The organism is Desulfovibrio sp. ZJ200, from assembly GCF_011039095.1.
In the GTDB taxonomy this organism is placed as follows: Bacteria; Desulfobacterota; Desulfovibrionia; order Desulfovibrionales; family Desulfovibrionaceae; genus Desulfovibrio.
The window spans coordinates 22,564-40,458 of sequence record NZ_JAAKEH010000015.1 but is presented as its reverse complement, the minus strand read 5'-3'; the positions used below and the strand labels follow the sequence as shown (position 1 = coordinate 40,458).

15 protein-coding genes are annotated in these 17,895 nt (G+C 48.2%); 8 read left to right on the top strand and 7 right to left on the bottom strand.

Annotated elements, in window-relative coordinates; translation table 11 throughout:
• The first annotated feature begins 3 nt into the window (after window positions 1-3).
• The 4 genes from G7Y52_RS06220 to G7Y52_RS06205 all read left to right on the top strand — a co-directional run bounded on the left by G7Y52_RS06220 (window position 4) and on the right by G7Y52_RS06205 (window position 2,769).
• Entirely contained in the window at window positions 4-375 is a 372-nt protein-coding gene (locus G7Y52_RS06220; protein WP_165068032.1) for a hypothetical protein, read from the top strand.
• Window positions 376-377: 2 nt separating this feature from the next.
• Window positions 378-1,082 (top strand): protein mobD, encoded by a 705-nt coding sequence (locus G7Y52_RS06215; RefSeq protein WP_165068026.1) that lies wholly within the window; start codon window positions 378-380, stop codon window positions 1,080-1,082.
• Window positions 1,079-1,681 carry a hypothetical protein gene (locus G7Y52_RS06210; RefSeq protein ID WP_165068018.1) on the top strand — a complete coding sequence of 201 codons (603 nt, stop codon included), beginning with the start codon at window positions 1,079-1,081 and terminating at the stop codon, window positions 1,679-1,681. The genes G7Y52_RS06215 and G7Y52_RS06210 overlap by 4 nt, the downstream gene beginning before the upstream one ends.
• 83 nt (window positions 1,682-1,764) lie before the next feature.
• Complete coding sequence (locus tag G7Y52_RS06205) at window positions 1,765-2,769, top strand: hypothetical protein (RefSeq protein WP_165068015.1); 1,005 nt, start codon at window positions 1,765-1,767, stop codon at window positions 2,767-2,769.
• A 19-nt stretch (window positions 2,770-2,788) separates the two neighbouring features.
• On the opposite strand, the gene G7Y52_RS06200 is transcribed toward G7Y52_RS06205, so the two are convergent.
• From G7Y52_RS06200 to G7Y52_RS06185, 4 genes are read right to left on the bottom strand one after another with little or no spacing between them, the layout of a single operon-like run.
• A complete protein-coding gene (locus tag G7Y52_RS06200; RefSeq protein ID WP_165068011.1) occupies window positions 2,789-3,679 on the bottom strand; it encodes an HNH endonuclease signature motif containing protein in 891 nt (296 codons plus the stop codon).
• Window positions 3,672-4,379 (bottom strand): OmpA family protein, encoded by a 708-nt coding sequence (locus G7Y52_RS06195; protein WP_165068007.1) that lies wholly within the window; start codon window positions 4,377-4,379, stop codon window positions 3,672-3,674. Before G7Y52_RS06195 ends, G7Y52_RS06200 begins: the two co-directional genes overlap by 8 nt.
• Window positions 4,379-5,371 (bottom strand): hypothetical protein, encoded by a 993-nt coding sequence (locus G7Y52_RS06190; protein WP_165068003.1) that lies wholly within the window; start codon window positions 5,369-5,371, stop codon window positions 4,379-4,381. The genes G7Y52_RS06195 and G7Y52_RS06190 overlap by 1 nt, the downstream gene beginning before the upstream one ends.
• Window positions 5,372-5,399: 28 nt before the next feature.
• Window positions 5,400-5,792, bottom strand: coding sequence for a hypothetical protein (locus tag G7Y52_RS06185; RefSeq protein ID WP_165068000.1), 393 nt, complete (start codon window positions 5,790-5,792; stop codon window positions 5,400-5,402).
• Window positions 5,793-6,476: 684 nt separating this feature from the next.
• On the opposite strand from G7Y52_RS06185, the gene G7Y52_RS06180 reads away from it, so the two are divergent.
• The 4 genes from G7Y52_RS06180 (at window position 6,477) to G7Y52_RS06165 (ending at window position 11,892) form a co-directional block, all read left to right on the top strand.
• A complete protein-coding gene (locus G7Y52_RS06180; protein WP_165067997.1) occupies window positions 6,477-9,365 on the top strand; it encodes a helicase C-terminal domain-containing protein in 2,889 nt (962 codons plus the stop codon).
• A 73-nt stretch (window positions 9,366-9,438) separates the two neighbouring features.
• On the top strand, window positions 9,439-10,320 hold the full coding sequence (gene rdgC, locus G7Y52_RS06175) for a recombination-associated protein RdgC (protein WP_206215216.1): 882 nt from the start codon (window positions 9,439-9,441) through the stop codon (window positions 10,318-10,320).
• Window positions 10,321-10,557: 237 nt separating this feature from the next.
• Entirely contained in the window at window positions 10,558-11,454 is an 897-nt protein-coding gene (locus G7Y52_RS06170; protein WP_165067990.1) for an Abi family protein, read from the top strand.
• A gap of 129 nt (window positions 11,455-11,583) precedes the next feature.
• Entirely contained in the window at window positions 11,584-11,892 is a 309-nt protein-coding gene (locus G7Y52_RS06165; protein ID WP_206215215.1) for a hypothetical protein, read from the top strand.
• A gap of 122 nt (window positions 11,893-12,014) precedes the next feature.
• Here G7Y52_RS06165 and G7Y52_RS06160 read toward each other — a convergent pair whose 3' ends face one another.
• From G7Y52_RS06160 to G7Y52_RS06150, 3 genes are all read right to left on the bottom strand, one after another.
• Window positions 12,015-13,223: a hypothetical protein gene (locus G7Y52_RS06160; RefSeq protein WP_165067982.1), complete on the bottom strand. Its 1,209-nt coding sequence runs from the start codon at window positions 13,221-13,223 to the stop codon at window positions 12,015-12,017.
• Window positions 13,224-13,386: 163 nt separating this feature from the next.
• Window positions 13,387-16,065 (bottom strand): DEAD/DEAH box helicase family protein, encoded by a 2,679-nt coding sequence (locus tag G7Y52_RS06155; RefSeq protein WP_165067979.1) that lies wholly within the window; start codon window positions 16,063-16,065, stop codon window positions 13,387-13,389.
• The gene (locus tag G7Y52_RS06150; protein ID WP_206215214.1) at window positions 16,065-17,891 is read right to left on the bottom strand and encodes a site-specific DNA-methyltransferase; all 1,827 of its coding nucleotides are present in this window, start codon (window positions 17,889-17,891) and stop codon (window positions 16,065-16,067) included. The genes G7Y52_RS06155 and G7Y52_RS06150 overlap by 1 nt, the downstream gene beginning before the upstream one ends.
• Window positions 17,892-17,895: the final 4 nt, after the last annotated feature.

Below are 17,895 nucleotides of genomic sequence, written 5' to 3'. Positions count from 1 at the left end.
CGCATGGGAAAGTTCAAACGTATTCCGGTGAAAGACATCAATGCCATGCGGAAAATCCTGGACGACCTGCCGGACAAAAATCTCGGCAAGACGCGGGAGGAAGCCGCAGACCTGCTCAACGCCCATATCCTGAAAGCGATTGAAAAGGGATACACGGTGAAGGAACTGGCAGACATTATGGCCCAGGGCAACGTGATCATTCCCGCGCCCGTCATCCGGGCAAAAGTGCTTCCCGCGAAGGCGGCTCCGCGAAAACACGAGCCGAAGCCACGGCCTGAACAGACAAAAACAACTGTGCTTCCTCCCAAAGAGGACAAAACCGAGCAGAATACCCCGGCCTACTATACGCCGGACATACCCGATACGGAGCTTTGATCATGAACATTCAAACAAGCGTGTTCTATGTTGGCGGCAGCAAGGGCGGCGTCGGCAAGAGTCTCTTTTCCTTCGCCCTTGTGGACTATCTGCTCAACAGGGACGCGAACATCCTGCTTGTGGATACCGATACCGACAACCCGGACGTATTCAAGGCGCACAAGGAGCTTGCCCTGCCGAAGCTGCTCTGCCGTCTGAACAGCCTGGACGATGCCGACGGCTGGGCGGAGCTGCTGGACACTGTGCAGAACTGCCCGGATCATGCCGTGGTCATCAATGCCGCAGCCCGCACCAAAACCAGCACGGCCAGTTATGGCGACATCATGAAGGAAGCCCTGCGGGAAATGCGGCGGGAACTGGTTGTTTTCTGGATAATCAACCGGCACCGTGATTCCATAGAGCTTTTGCATTCCTTTCAGGAAGTATTCACGGATGTACCCATCCACGTCTGCCGGAATTTGTATTTCGGTGAAGCGCGGCGTTTTGATATGTATAACAGCTCCAAAGCGCGCGAAGTGGTGGAAAAGAACGGCATGACGCTGGACTTTCCGGCGGTGGCCGGTCGCGTGGCCGACTGGCTGTATTCCAGACGTATGTCCATCCGCGCCGCCCATCCTGAAATGCCCTTCGGCACACGGGCGGAATTGCAGCGTTGGCGGAGATTGTGCGCGAACATGTTTGAACGTGTTATGGGAGAAACGTCATGAGCATGGATAGCGTGATTGATCTCGGCAAGGCGTGCGGCAGGAAATTGTCCGAAACGGAAACGGCCCGTCTGCGGGAGGTCGGCAACAGCTTGAATCTCCGGGAGGACGACGCGCTCTGGCCGCTGCTGGCCGCGATGGAATATCAGCGCGTCTACTATGAGGCGTTGCCGGAGAAAATCGCCGTAGCGTCCAGAACCATCATGGACGGCATGGCCGCTGCCGCCGAAAAGGAGACCGCCGCCGCGCAAGCCCGGCTCACCGACAGCGTGGTGCAGGAGGCACAGAACCTTGCTTCCAAGATTCAATACGCCAGACTGGTGCCGATGGGACTGTTTGCCCTGATTTGCCTGCTGGCCTACGGCAGCCTGATGCTCTGGGCAGGCTTTCGTATCGACACGGGGCGGGATATTCCCTTGGCGGCGGTTCTGCACATGCCCTCCGGCTGGCTTATCGGCGGGCTGTGCCTCGCGGCGGGGATGTTTTGTGGAGGCGCGGCCGCGAAGGAGTTTGCCGAGGCGGAAAAGGGGGGATGGAGAAAAGGGAGCATTGCTATTCTTTTCATAATGCTCGGTGTTTTTGTATTGATTAATGTTTTCTAATAGAATAGGAATTATTTCATAGTCCGTATGAAATGAATCCTAATCAAGCAAAATTTAACTAAATACCCCAAAGAGATTTTCATATGGAAAAAGACAATGCTCCTATCCGCCTTTTACAATCAATAAATAAAAACAAGAAATTCAGTAGATTATGGAGAGAAATAGATGAATATAGAGATCGGGAAAGGAATAACTGGCCTGCATGGTGCTTTCTTCCTTTAGATGTATGGCCTATATTAGTGGTGATGGCAGAACCCCAATTTGCTCAAAAGAATGATCCTATTACACTAGGGAAAATAAATCACTTTGCCGCATTCTTGGCTGCTATTGGTTCTTGGAGACCTACACAGGATATATTTATTTTTGACAATGAAGCTTTTGAAGCCATCGCAAAGTCAGATATTGATGCAAAGATTTCAGTTGAGAATATCCTTCATCTTCCCGCTTGGAGTATCTATATAAAATGGGGAAATCATGATTATGATGGATTTTTCGCTACACTTATATATGAATCTGCAAACTCAAAAAAATATCTCGAGCTGACATTTCTACATGACAATGATGATAACTTACCTAAACCGCATCTTGTTAGAATTCCTTTGCAAAAATCATTATCAATATCTGAAGCGATAAATTCTTATAAACGGGAGAATATCAAGAAGCAGCAGGAAATAGGAATTAACTCTACGTTAACAGAAGAGTATTTTGATGAAATAAATGTAAATAATGCGGCTATCGCAGTATCTTTGATTTTGTATATCTGCTCAGACTCTCCAGAAATAGATGGTATAACGGCAGCAGCCACCATTAGTCGCCCTCGGTCACAAAAGATCAAAAATGGCTGGAGAATTTTTCCTCCTGAAAACCCCAATATTCATGCTGTAGCTGAAAAAATAGGCTACAGCCTACGAAAATATAAAAGTAAAGCACAAATAGAATTATCAAACCAAAAGATGCCTCCTCATGTTAGGCGAGGACACTTTACGAGATACTGGTATGGGCCACGAAATAGTCCATACCGCTGCTATGATTTTAGATGGATTCCACCTCTTCCAATAAATTTGCTGGAAGATGAGGGGGCTGAATGAAGAAGATGAAATATTACGGCTAGCCATTGTTAATGACAATAAGCCCCTGAGACTTTCTTAATTCATTTAATCTTTGCATATTTTCTTTAAAGTCAGGATTTTTCTTCATATATGAATGTTTTTGTTGCTGAGCATGACAATCAACGCATAACACCATCAAATTATAATGTTTATTGTTTTGCCCATTACCATCTTTATGATGCAAATGTAGTAGGTCTTTATTCTGTGAGCAATCTACTCCACATATAGAACATACATACTTTGCAATACTTTTGTATTTTAATGCTACTTCATCATGGTTTGGTGCATACTGTTCTTCAGAAATACGAGTCTCTTCCCGCGTAAAGCTATCTGCTATATGTGTCTGATACCTTTTATAAAATTCACAGAGCGTGAATGGGGAAAAATACATTTTCCTTTCTTCAAGTATTTTTCTACAATTTTTACATAATTCAAGCTTTACTAATTTTTCTTCATGCCCTTCATCAAACTGGTGATTGACAGGAAAAAGCCCATCATCCCGTGCTGTCGCCACATATCTACTTTTTCTTCCAGAATTAGACATTTCTTCTATAGTATTGCACCAGCATAAATGAAATCTATATGATGAAATTCCATTATTATAATACTGTCCTCTCTGATCTTTGATATATATACAAGATTTCAAACCATTTATTTCAATAAGACCATTATTCGATCCCAAGATTTCTCCTTTTCCAAGAGGAATGGCACCTATCTTGAGTTCGTAAGCATATCGGAGTTGTTCCGTATTTTTTACTGTCACGATAACTTTTTTTTCAATTTTTCTTGTAAAGTTAACAATAGGTAAATCTTTAACATGACTTATCCCCATTGAGAATAATAGTTGCTGAACTTCAACACATCGCGAAAAATCAGGAAGCTTAATCATACTGAAGTTCGTCCAAAATTTGTACTATTCTCTGATCTGCATTCGTACGGGTCCGAAATTCTACACGGCGCGATAGCCTTGTATTTTCTGTTCCATCCTTAAAAAGGATAGGCTGACTTGAGGACAGACCATTGGCCGTAATATGAGAACGCATAAAATTCTTATATTCCGCTACACTATCAAGATGATAGCAATAACTCAATACAGATCGCGTACGCTCTTGGGAAAGTGCCATATTGTTAAAGTATGCCTCATCTAGCGATACTTCTCTATTTCCCCATTCTGACGATGTGTGCCCTTCTATACGGATTTCTTCAACGCTATCCCTAAATTTATCAGAACAAATGATGGCCATATATCTTGGAAAAAAATCATCTAGTATTTCTCGGAACCGCTCATTTATCTCTGCTTTGCCTAAGGAAAATAAAATGTCAGGTTCCATAAACTGAACCGCCAAAGTTTTCTGATCGATATGAGCTTTCCACTTTGGCAGGTCTTTTTTGAACTCATTCATCAGGTCATTATATAAACTTAACTGAATTTCTTGATAGGTGACGGCAATTTTTTTGACCTTTCGCTGTCCTTCCGCAACATTAAGCATATAGGCGATGGCAATCAGCAAGAACAGCATCATCAGTCCTGACATGAGATCAGACACTGAACTCCAGTCGCTGTCTTCTTGCTTTTTGAAAAGAGCCATCAATGCGCCCCTTCAGCCAGACGCACGATTTTTGCCAAACGCTCTGTCAATGGCAAGTAATCAGAAACAAATTTCTGCGACAAAGCCACCATAGAGCCAGCAAAACTTTCAAGAGATTTTGTCAACTCTGTTTCCAGAGCATGTTCAATATTTTTTATCTGCTCTTCAGAGGCCATCTGGACATTTTCAGAATGCCTGTTAAAATCTTCAATCATCGTTTTCACAGCTTTACTATGCTCGTCATTGGTCGCAATAATTTTATGCGATACCGAACGTATGGATTCATCCATGGTATTCATTTGTTTTTGACAAGAAGACTGGAACTCATCCGCATGATTTTTCAAAGAGTTACCAAGGTCTTCGATAAATTCATTGACCTGAACCTGCATGAGGTACATCTGTTCAGAGAGTTTGGTAAAGCCTTGCGAAATAGTAGGAATAGCAGCTTTTGCCTGTTCGCCTGTATGAGCAATCTCCAACAAAGAAGCCTCAAGAGACTTATTCTGCCTCCCAAGCTCTCTCGTAATCTCTTCCAAGCTCTCACCAGAGACCGTAATTGCACTTAAACTACCATCAATAGAATCAATTTCAGTTGAAACTTTTTCAAGGCGCTGCACACTTTCCTTGAACAAAGTATTAAGGCTAGAAATCTGCAAGAGTAGACTGGAAAGATTCGCCTGTTGCTGTTGTAGTGTAGCTTTATGTTCAGCCTGCCATTGATTCAATCGCTCTGTTGAATCTTTTAAATCAACAAATGACTGGCTGACAAGATCATTAAGCATAACATTAAACTTATCAACAACAGCTTTCAACTCATTGACCAATGATTCTGATGCCATCTTGGCAAACTGTTCCGAGAATTCAGAAAACTTTTTTTCCATTCTTTTACTGTTATCACTCATTTCTTGGCGAATAAGTCTAACTTGCGATACCAGTGAATATTCTTCATCTGATTTGAAACATTTGTTCAATGTTTCACTCAATTTTTCCATACCTTGATTTGCTTTTATGGTCGAAATTTCAATATTTTTCAGAATGGAAATAGCATCCTTTTCTCCCTTTATATAAAAACAATCCCGAATGGAATAGATGAACTTCAGTGCTATCGTTGCAAACATACCAACAATAGATGTAAAAAAAAGCAACCTTCATGCCATCCAATAATGAAGGAATACTTTTTGAGATATTATGGGAATCAAAATCGCTTAACCCTAAAAAAATTCCCAAAAATGTACCAAAAATACCAAGTGTTCCACAAAGATACGGTAAAAACTCACGTAGAGGGGGGAATTTGTTAATAACAGCCAGTAATGCTCCCCCAATAACAATCATGCCGATGATATCAACAAATATTTTATTTACCGGATCATTATAGGCTGCAATAAATTTGGCGATGATCGAAAAAGAATCCATAATATAATAATCCTTCTCAAAGGTTACCATTAATTGCCATCCACAATATGAATACAAACTCTAAATACAGAAAAACATAATTCAAAATACCACTACATCTTTACATAGGTTTCACTTGCAGAGTTTTTAGCGATTCTGAACTTATTATCATAACATTTACACTGAATTGTCCAGAATTCCCTTTCACTCCCTTGAGCACAACACCAATATCCGTATCCTTGCCGCCCAGGCTTTCCTTGTACGGAAATTCTCGCTAAAGCCACTCATGCCGGAATTTGCCCTCGTACCAGGGGATAGTTAGCAGAAAAACTTGCATCAAGCGTTCAAAACGGTCGCCCTTGTCCCGTTCGGAAAAGGAAACGGCGCGGTATTTGGCGAGAATGTCGTGGAAAGGTCATGGGGGTACTCCTGAAAACGATAGGATATACTATTTTATCCCGGAACGTCCAAAAAGAAAATCAAAAAAATGGGACTGAAAATGCGGGTATCTTCTGAGACGCTACGCGCCTATGAACATTCTGTCCGGTAACGTACAATAGAGTGTTCTCCCATCCCGTTTTTTGCCGGGTAGCTTTCAGGGTATCAAAAATATTTTTAAATTTTTTATCATGTTATTTCAATAAATTATACATCAAAACACAGGTCAATTACAAGCTGAAAAGCCGCTTCGCCAAGTTCCAGAACGTGCCGGAACTGCTCTCCATGTATCGCACCTTTGCCGATGTCGTGACCAGGAGTGACCTGGACGAACAGGCGAAACAGGCCGGGGAGCGGCCCCTGACGCCTCCGGTCAGGGGCGGCAAACCCGTCAATGAGGTTGTGGAACGCTCCGATGATCAGGCGACGTATATGGGCACTATTATCTTCCGCATGGAGAATCTGCCCAAAGACCCGCACATTGATAATCCGCTCAAGGTCACCAATGACGCCAGAAAGGCCGGTCTGGATTTCCGGCTTATCAAGCCAAGCGCCGAGGACTTTGAAGGCTCAAAGCTCAATACGGCTGTGGCGCGGATATACGACATCTGGCGCGAAACATCTGCCGACAAGGGCACACAGCTTGTCTTCTGCGACCTGTCCACGCCCAAGGGCGGCAAGGCTCCGGCATCCGCTCAGAGCGAACGGCAGGATTTGGAATCCGGGGCGCTTATCGACGTGGACGGCACTTTTGTCCGCGAAACGCCGGAACAGGAAGACATGGCCGAAGATGACGGGGACGACGCTCTTGCCGGTGTCGTCAATATGGATGAGGTCATCGCCATGTCTTCCGGCAAGTTCTCCGTGTATGATGACATGAAGCAAAAACTCATGGCAAAGGGGATTCCCGCCGAGGAAATCGCCTTTATCCATGACGCCAACACGGACATCCGCAAGGCAAAGCTCTTTGCCGACATGAATGCCGGGCGCGTTCGCATTTTGCTCGGCTCCACCGCCAAGATGGGCGCGGGCATGAATGTGCAGAAACGGCTTGTGGCCGCGCATCACCTGGACGCGCCGTGGCGGCCTTCGGATTTGGAGCAACGCAACGGACGCATTATCCGCCAGGGGAATATGTTCTACGAACGCGATCCCGATACTTTCTCTGTGCAGATATACAATTACGCCACAAAACAGACGTATGACGCGAGAATGTGGCAATGTATCGAGTACAAGTCAGCCGCAATAGAACAGTTTCGCAAGGGAGATTTGCTCCAGCGTGTCATAGATGATGTGTCTTCAGAAGCCGCCAATGCGGCGGAAATGAAAGCCGCAGCTTCCGGCAATCCGCTTATTCTCATGCAGGTGCAGCTTGCAAGCGATTTACGCAAGCTGGAAGCCCTGTATTCGCAGCATCAGCGCGGCCAGCACAGGATGCGGGATCGCCTCAAATACCTTGCCTCCGCTGAATCGCGACTGGCAAAGGCGGAAGCGGACTATGCCGAAAATATCCAGCTCAGAGACGCCAACACGCGCACGATGACGGAAAAGGGCAAAGAAAAAATTCTGGTGGAGCTGGTGCATGAGGGAAAGGTACTGGGGGACAGGGACGGCGAGAAGATGCGGGATATTCTGGTTGGCGGCATCAAGGAAGTCACCAGAAATTCCGGCGCGAAGGTGCTGTTCGGGACGTATCGCGGCTTCACAATGACCATTATCAGAAGTATGAGCATCTCCTCGTATGACGGCTTCCGGATCATTCTCCAGGGCGCGGGCGATCAGCAATTCCAGCCCGACAATCTGCGCTACAGCTTTGACGACAAGCTCAGCCTGTCCGGTCTGTTTCAGCGTGTGGACAACTTTCTTGGCAAGGGACTGGACGAATCCATAGAAAAGCAGCGGGAACGCACCCGGCAGGAACGTGCCGAACTGGAAACGGTGAAGGCTGCTCTGGGCAAGGCATTTCCCCAGCAGGAGGAACTTGCTCTGACGCGGGAAAACCACAACGCTGTCATGCGTGAATTACAGCGGATGCAGGATGATCCAAATTATGTTTCCACCTGGACGCCGAAAACCTGTCTGACCGATGAACAGCCGACGACAGCGGAAGCAGCGCAACCAAAAGAAGCCGACAAAGCTGCCACCCCGCTTTCAAGCACCCCGCTTCCAGCCGCCCCGAAGGAAAACCAGTCTCATACGCTGAAATACGGGGAAGGCGAAGGCAGAACGGAATACACGGTGTCCAATCAGCATAATGGCTATACCCTGGAAGGGTATGTGCTGCGCCGTTCCTATTTCAACAACAGCATCGGCTCCCTGGGGCAAAGTTTGTACGAGGATGGCCAGTGGCACACTACGGCGACTGTGCCGCAAGGGGTGAAACTCCGGCGGTTCGCGTCACTGGAAGAAGGGGCGGCCGCCGCCCGCGAGGACGCCGCGCGGCGTGGACTCAAGGAAACGCCACCCGCAAAAATGGAGAGCAAGTACCCATTCCCTCCCATACCCAAAACCGTGTTGGCATTTGGTGAAGGGGACTCCAAAATCGAGTATGCTGCGTATGAGCATTCCACGCATCATGTTTTGGAGCGTGCTCATTTTCGTAATGCCACTCGCTGGCCTGTTTATACCATGTATGATGATGATCACTGGCATACATGCCAGGATGCGCCACGCTATGCTGTTTCCAAAAAATTCAAGACAGCGGAGGACGCTATGACCGTTGCCCGGCAGGATGCGGCAACGTATGGCATAGCCGAGGCCATGACACAGACTGTAGAAAATTTTCCCTCAAACGCCGACGCCTCCCAATCATACCACGACCGGCTTGTGGGCACGGGCTTCTCCGCCAGCGGTTCGGATTTTTATGGCAAAAACGAACATGCGTTGACTCTGGAGGCGGAAGACGGAGGAAGCTATGAGCTGCGCGTGTTCCAAACAGGCAACGACAAAATCGGGCTGCGTGTCCAGTACGAGAAAAACAATATCATCAACGGGGCGCGCACCGTTCACGCCACCTTTGACAGCCTGGCGGAAGCCCTGGAACATGTGGAGGCATACAGGCAGCTCACGGCTCCGCAAGTCAAAGCCGCCGTTCAGACGGCTTCACCCTCCGGCGGCGTACCCGGCTTTGTGATTTCACGTCCGCGTATGAGATGAGCGGAATGAATCACACAAATCACTTCACCATCCAACCTCACGACAAAGACAAGGAGTTCTCATGTCCGGTTTCATGTCTTCAAGTACAGCCTTGACCATCTGCAAGGCCGATTCGGCTGCCTCGCTTGATCTGGACGCCCTGCGGCAACACGCCTTCACTCCCGAAATCGACGCGGACGGCAGGCGTTTCGGCTGGGTGGGCCTTGGCGATCCGCTGGATACCGACGGTTTTGAACTGGCTTCCGTGGATGGCCGTTTCATGGGCTTTTCCTTCCGGCTGGACACGCGCAAGGCGTCCGGAGCCGTCATCCGCCTCCAGCTTGCCGAAGCCGTGCGGGAGGAAATCGCCTCCGGCAAAAAGGTAGGAAGCAAGCGCAAAAAGGAGCTGAAAGAGGCCATTACCGCCAAACTGACGGCCAGGGCGGAATTTGTGCCGTCCGTGATTGACTGCCTGTGGGATGCGGAAAAAGGACGCCTGCTTGTGGGCGCGACTTCGGCCAAGGCTGTGCAGCCGGTGCTTGACCTGTTCAAGACCACGTTCGGCATGGATGTTACACCCATCACGCCTGCGGGAGACATGCCGAAACTCTTCGCCGCTATCCTGCGCGGGGATGGCTATCCCTGCGAAGGCTACACCCTGCACCCGATGGGTTCCGCCAGTCTGGCCGCTTCCGAACAGGCCGAGGAAAAGGCCGCCGTTGCCGTGCAGAACAGCCTGAACGCCGTAGCGCAGGCTCTTGAGGAAGGGATGGCTATCCAGAAGCTGCACCTGGTGGCCACCTCAGACGCCGATCCCGACCGGCAACTGGAGTTCACGCTGGATGCCGGGCTGGCTGTGTCTGGCCTGAAGCTACCCAAAGCGGAAAAAGGCGCGGAAGAAGATGCCACGTTTCTCGTGAATGCCGATGTCTGCACCGCTGTGGCGGATATGGTGGAGGGGGTGGGTTTGGCGTAGTGTAACCGGGTAGAACGGCAGGCACATTCAAAACTGTCTGCCGTTCCTTCCCCATCACTGGAGAATGAACAATTTCCCGCTTGACGGTTTCAAAACCTTCTGCATATATTGATAAAAAGACATTTATTCACTTGACAGGCGCACCGCCACGATTTACTCTGCTTCCAACAGTCCGCGCTGCGCCTAGCCTTTTCTCCTCAGCGAGAAAAGTGATGCGAATTACAGCGCGGCTTTTTTATGCAATATTCTCTCCCCGCCCTTTCTCCGGCAGACCTGATTGAGCGTTGGCGCTCACAAGGTTTATTGATTCCCGACATATCCCACGCTCAGCGCCACATCAAAACTGTTGGCTACCACCGATTAAATCGGTATGCACGCTTTTTGCGGGATCAACAGGGAAATTTCAGGGCAGGGATTACCTACGAAGCTCTCTGGGCTATCTATATTTTTGACCGAAGGCTGCGCTTACTCTCTTTGGATGCCATAGAGCGCATAGAAATAGCGGTCAGAACCGTGATGTCGGACTCGCTCAGTCAACGACATGGCCCGCATTGGTTCATGGATGCTCAAATATTCAAAACTGCATCTTATGCAGCTACTTTTCAAGATGTTATTGCGGATGAAATACGCAAGAATAAACCGCGATACCAATCCCATGAAGTATCGTTGTACTATAAAAATTATGAATTACCACCTCTTCCACCTTCATGGATCGTTATGGAGCATCTTTCGATGGGAGAATGGTGTAAGGCTCTTCCCATGCTTGTTCGCATAGAGCAAAAGATTATCGGTTTGGAGTTTGGACTTCCCGCCAATCTTATGACTTCATGGATTTCCTCACTTGCTCTATTGCGTAATGTATGCGCTCATCACGGGATGATATGGCATCGAAGAAATACGCGACACCCAAAATTGCAGAAAAATCCTCCTCATTTTTGCCCTGATTTTTCAGCCGATTCGGGGAACTATTATGCTTCAGCGTGCATTATACAATATTTTCTCAAATATATCTCCCCTGCGTCATCATGGAGCTCTCGCCTGAAAACACTTTTTGATGAATTCCCCCCCCAATTTGCCCAAGACTTAGGTTTCCCTCAGCATTGGGAACAGGATACTTTTTGGGGAATCATTTGAACCAGCAGTAAACCTATTGCATCCTCACTTGGAGCCGTTCCTTCGGCATTTATACCATGCCCATAACGCCTGGGGGGATATACCGAAAATCTTTGAAACTATCCGTGCGAAGATTATACCTTGCGTCCGATGGGTTCCGCCAGTCTGGCCGCTTCCGAACAGGCCGAGGAAAAGGCCGCCGCCGCCGTGCAGAACAGCCTGAACGCCGTGGCGCAGGCTCTTGAGGAAGGCATGGCTATCCAGAAGCTGCATCTGGTGGCCACCTCAGACGCCGATCCCGACCGGCAAATGGAGTTCACGCTGGATGCCGGGCTGGCTGTGTCTGGCCTGAAACTGCCCAAGGCGGAGAGAGGCGCGGAAGAGGATGCCACATTCTTCGTGAATGCCATTATCTGCACCCGTGTGGCGGACATGGTAGAGGGTATGACCACGGCGTAGCGCTTCGCGTCTGGCCAGTGGATGGAGCTACAGCTTGGCTCTCATGGACGCCGCCCTTAGATAGGAGTAAATTAAATATTATAATTGTATTATCTATGCTGTTTATCCGAAAATTGTGAACTTTAAGCTATAATGGAACAAGAATAATTCTGTTCAGGTATAAATATTCTCTGAGGAATTTTTTTATGAAAATCAATTTTAAATAGTGAATTCCCATCACTCGGTCTTATCCTTACCCAAGGATCTTTCATTTCTTCTTCTGAAAAGTGTACAGGGATATGTTCAAAATTAACATTAGATTCATCTATCAAAAAAGAATCACTATATATTTTTTCTAAAGTATATTCGTTTGCACTTATAATAATTTCTTCTATACATTTTGAAATAGATTTATTTACCCAAAAAATAAAATACGATTTATTAATATCCATTATCGACATATTATATGGATACCTTATAATAAATCCATCTTTATCATAAGAAAAACTTATTTTTTCTACTTCATTCATGCCTGTTGCGATACTAGGAGAAATACTTATTAATTTATCTCCCTTATCATAATATCTCTCCCATGCTCCTCGACATATACCATATTTAATTCCAGCTTGCTGATCTTTTTTATAGTTGTATGATTCAGGCATCATCCTATGTGACTTATCACTAGCCCCTAAGATTATTTCATCTATTGGAGAATGGGGTTGAGTAATACAAAAAAGGGAAAATATGCGAAAATGCCCTATCTCTTCGGCCTGATATATCCTATTAAGTTTAATAGTTATCGTAAGATGTTGTAAAACCTCATTTGCTATTTGATAAAATATTATATTATTAAGTTTTTCCTCTACTTTTTGAAATCCAGTAGAAATAACAGATTGAATATCATCACCCCAACGAGCAAAAAAGCTAGCCTGTTCTTCTTCAGATAAAGGAATATCTAAATATTGGAATCGGATGCAAAAACCATCTGGAGTATCTAATTCTACCCTTAGCCTCTCTCTATCCCATATTTCACAAGTTGATACTCCTGCTTCCTTGGCGTTCTGAATCAAAAGATTTTTCTCACCTACTGTAAAACGAATATTAGTAAAAAATATAAAAACCTTAAGTTGTTGATCTACTTCTAAAGCGCGAGATAAGTCAGATTTAAACTTCCTTTTTATTTTTGTTTTTTGTGCCGTTGAATCATTTGCATTGTTAACGAAACCTACTGCACCAAATGTTTTATCTCTATCCTTGAATAAAGCCTCAATATCTCGACCACCATCAGGGCCTCCATACGGTTGTCGTGGAGTAACATTCGTAAATCGTCTATCTTTTTTAAGAAGAGCCAAGCACATCTGCTCCTGGTGAAGAGAATCCGAGTCAAGGTATGACTTTAAACGTTGCTCTGTTTCGTACGGCATATGTTATTAGCTCCAAGAAAAAAGCTCTTTGGTGCCAAGCCTGATGGGAGGCGAACCCTCTAAAAATGAGAAGCCCCACCCAGATTCGTCATCAGATTACCAAAAAATCTGGATGTGGTTTTGGATTGTCTTCCCACCTCGCTGCCTCGGTATGCGGGATCATGTGGTATTTTATCCGGCTGGCCTTGAGCATGGTTTCCGCAAAAGCCTGTTTGGCCAGCACGTCCCGGTCGTCCATCATGTTTTTTGCCTTGACCTCCACCACCAGCCACTCGCCGCCTTTGGTCAGGATGAGGAAATCCGGGTAGTAGTTCCGCACGCCATGCGTATCCGGATCGATGTAGTTGAGGTGGAAATCCGTCTGGCCGTGGGTGAGCATACCCGTGAAATAGACCTCCCTGATGTCGTCCTGGCGGATGACGTTCAGGAAGAAATCCTGCTCCGGCAGGGAGTCGAAGCAGTAAGTATCAAGGTGAAAGCTCTTTCCGGCCAGCGCGTTTTTCCTGGCATCGGCCTGCCACTCCCTGAAAAGCTGCGTCTTGTGCGGGTCGCCGTGGATTTCAAAGAAGCCGCCCGCCGGGTCGTGGACAAGCTCAACTTCCACATGCTCCTGCTTGTCGTAATTCGTGACCTCGTAGAGCGCGTCAAACAGCCGGGGGATGATCTCGTCGTAGAGCAGCTCGTTGAACTCGTTGACCCTGGCGACCAAGGCGTCCAGCCCCTCTTCGCTCTGCCGCAGCAGCCCCTCGATTTTCAGCGGCGAGGCGCACAGATAGCGGGCAATTTCGGCCACGAGCGTATAGGCGCTCCACGTGCGCTGCTCCTTGATATAGCTGATGTCGGTGGGCGTCTCCTGCGTTCTGCGCGCGCCGGGCTGGAGGAGCATCTTCTCCTCGGTGTGGAGGATGCGGTAGCGAGCCACGTCCCAGTGTTCCAGGTCAAAGCGCACCGGGGCGGCAGGCTCCTTTTCCCTGCAATCATAGAGGTGACGCACGCGCGTGAGGGAGATACGCTTTTTCTTCAGGACGCGCACCTCGTACCGCGTGGTGGCCCGTTCCGGGGGCAGCAGGTCGTCAGTGGTCAGGCGGAAGTTCTGCTGCAATTCGTCGTTGAGGATCTCCGCGTTCTCCGCCGTCAGATAGACCTGCCCCTCTTCCTGCTGATCGCCAATGGAGCGCAGGCAGCGCATGGAAGCCTGAAGCACAAAAATCTTTGACCTGGGCTGCCGGAACATGGCCACGCCGCACAGAGAACGGCAGTTCCAGCCCTCCTTGCCCTTGTTCACCAGAATGAGGAAGCGTTTCTCCGAGGCCGCGCTGTCCAGATTGTTGAAGGCCCTGATGTCGTCGTTGCTGGTGATTTTCGGGTCGCCCACATTGACAAGAAGCTGTGAGACCGGGATGTCGCGCCGGTTCAGCTCCTCTTCCAGGATGGGGCGCAGGTTTTTTGTGGCATCCTCAATGCTGGGAGAAAAAAAGACCAGTTTGGGGAGCATCCCTTCGAGGGCGCGCCCGTCAAAGCGTTCAAGAAAATCGTCCACCACGGCGCGCACAAACTCCCTGTCGCGCGTATTGGCGAATTTATGCAGCCGCAGGGTCTTAAGGTAGCCGTTATTGATGGCGTCCTTGAGGCTGTAAGAATACACCACCTCGGGCAGCAGCTCGTTCTTCACATAGGGCGTGCCGGTGAAATTGCAGCAGGCCACCATTGAGCTGCCCAGGCGTTTGATGCCCCTGGCCAGGGTGTTGATGGTGAAGCGCAGGGAGGTTTCCTTTTTGGGATCGAGCAGGTCTGTTTTCAGAACATCGCCGAAAGCGTGGTGGGCTTCGTCCACAAAAATGCCCAGTTGCGGGAGATTGCGCAACTTGAGGAAACGCTGATTGATGGTCAGATCCGCCTCATCCTCCGGCGAATCAAAGCCGTAAAGATCGGAAATATCATCATAAACGGATCTGGCGTCGGCGGTTTTGGTCTCGCCGGTCGCCAGAAAAAGCTGCTCGGCGCGGCTGGGGCTCTTCTTTTTGCGCTTGAGCAGGATTTTTTGCGTGTTGGAGATGACAAGATTGTAGTCGGAATTGTTGAGGACATTGAGCGTGGCCCCGGCCTCGTCCAGATATTGCAGCTTGAGATTTGCCTGGAGCCAGTTGGCATGTTTTGGCGGTAGTACCCTGGCAAAGTCGAAGCTTTCGATCTCCCGCAGGGATTGCAGGACGGTCTTGTCCGGCGCGAAAATCAGGGCGTTGTGGCAATAGAGCGGGTCGTCCGGGAACTTCCGGGCCAGCACAAAGTCATAGAAAATGCAGGTGGCCATGAGCAGGGTTTTGCCCACGCCCATTGTCAGGGCGAAAATATAGTTGGCGTAGTCCTGGCGGGCGGCCTTCATGCGTTTGAACACGGCGGCATAGGCTGCCTCATTGAACATGGGCGAATTTTCCAGCACATACTGGCCGTCCATGCCCAGCACGTCGCCGCGCTTTTCAAAGCCCTTGCGGCGCTTGTACCAGTCCGCAAAGATGTCATGCACAGGACGGAGCTTGAGATATTCCTTGAGGAAGACGTGGATTTCCAGCGCCTCGAACTGCGGACGCCGCAGGAACTGGCCGGGCCGCGGCCTGTCCGGGTCGTTGTAGTCCAACAGCTCGCGCGTCAGCCCGCGATAGTGGGAACGGATGCTCCCCCTGTTTTCCCGGTAAAAGCGAAAAAGCTCACGGTAAAAGGTGGTATTGAGATCCACCTGGGGGGCGGCCTGCTTCTTCCTTCTTCCGGCCATTACTCTGCCTCCAGCGTGGTCTCAAAACTTTCGGAGAGCAGGTCGGTAATCTTGACCCGGATCAGCCCGTGATCCTCGGGAACGGCATAGCGGCCCTGAACCAGCGCATTCTTGCCGGGGTTGTCATACACGGCGGGTTGCAGCACTTCGCCGTTATAGTTCCAGTCAATGGCCACGGTTTCCACAAGCTGACGCCAGTCCTCCACGTTTTCTTCAAGGATGGAGAGTTTTTGCAGGAGATTGCGGGGGTAGAACTGCCGGATGATCAGCTCGCCGTTTTCCACGGCCGTGTCAGCTTCGGAATCGTATTTGAAGGTGAGATCCTTTCTGTCGCGCAGGATGTCCACGACTTTGACATCCACACTGTAGTGGCTGCCAATGTCCATTTTCAGGCTGGCGGCCAGATCCGGCTCGTGCCCCATGCAGACCAGCATGATACGTTCCGCCGGGCTGCCCGGAGCGGCTTCCATGCGTTTTTCCATTTCCCGGTAATTGATGCCGTTGAGGATAGGGTTGAGGTCGGCCCGGGTGGCAATGCGGTTGACGGGCATGATTCTGACCTTGTAGCCGTCCTTCATGCCGTCAAAGACATCGGTGGATTCCAGCGGTTCGATTTCCAGCGCCTGAAGCAGCAAGTCCCGCGCCTGCACCGGATTGCGGAACACGTCGTAGTGATTGACGTTGTAGACCTCAAAATTCAGATAGGGCTTTGCGCCATTTTCCAGCAGGGAGGGCCGGGCCTGTTTTTTTTCGGCAATAATGGCGTTCAGGCGTTTGGTGGTGGTCTGAATGGCCCCAAGGTTGATGTCGGCCCCGATGAAACGCCGACCAAGCTTCATGGCCACGGCCTGCGTTGTGCCGGAGCCCATGAAGCAGTCAAGGACAATGGAGCCGGGGTTGGAGGAAGCGAGGATTATACGCTCAAGGAGGGTTTCTGGCTTTTGCGTAGGATATGATGTGCGTTCATATGCACTGCTACTGATAATAGGTATATCCCATACATCATCTACAGCTTTTCCTCGTGATAAAATTTCATCTATGGATACTAAACGACTTTTAGAATTACCTTTTTGACCTGGCATCCAAATCAACTCTTGACCATTTTCATCAACGATGATTTCTTGTTTCCTTGTCTTAATTAGTTCTTCTTTTGTCCATTCTTCTTTTGGCATTTTAATTTTTGTTTTTAATGATTTTGAATAAAAATAGATATTATCATGCTTCTTATTATACTGAATATCACTATCCATCATCCTAAATTTATAATGCCAAATTATTTCATTCCTAAACATATTTTTACCAAAAACTTCATCTAAAATTAATCGTATATATGAAGATTTTCGTGGGTCACAATGTATATATAATGCTCCGTTATCTGATAATAGTTCTCTAATTAATATTAGTCTTTCATAAATAAATTGCAGATAAATGTCATTTGTCCAAATATCTGAATATTGTTTTTCTTCAAAATTTGATAAATCTGATTCTTTAGTAATGCCCTTAATAGAAATACTTTTTTTATAATCCGCCTTTGAATCAAACGGCGGATCAATATACACCAGATCCACCTTGCCCCGAAACTCCTTGAGCAAATGGCTCATGACCTGCAAATTGTCGCCCCAGTAAATGCGGTTCATCCAGCCGTCCACCGGATCGCCGTAGCGTTCCTTGAGCTGCGCCGGGTAGTAATGCGTAGAGGTAAAAGGACGCTTGCCCGTCCAGCGCAGTTCGGGAAAGCCCTTGATGGGCTCCGGCTGCGGCAGGTCAAAGGTCATATCCTCTACATTTTGCCTGGGAGGCGTGGCAGGGAGGGTGTGCTGGGGCATGGAG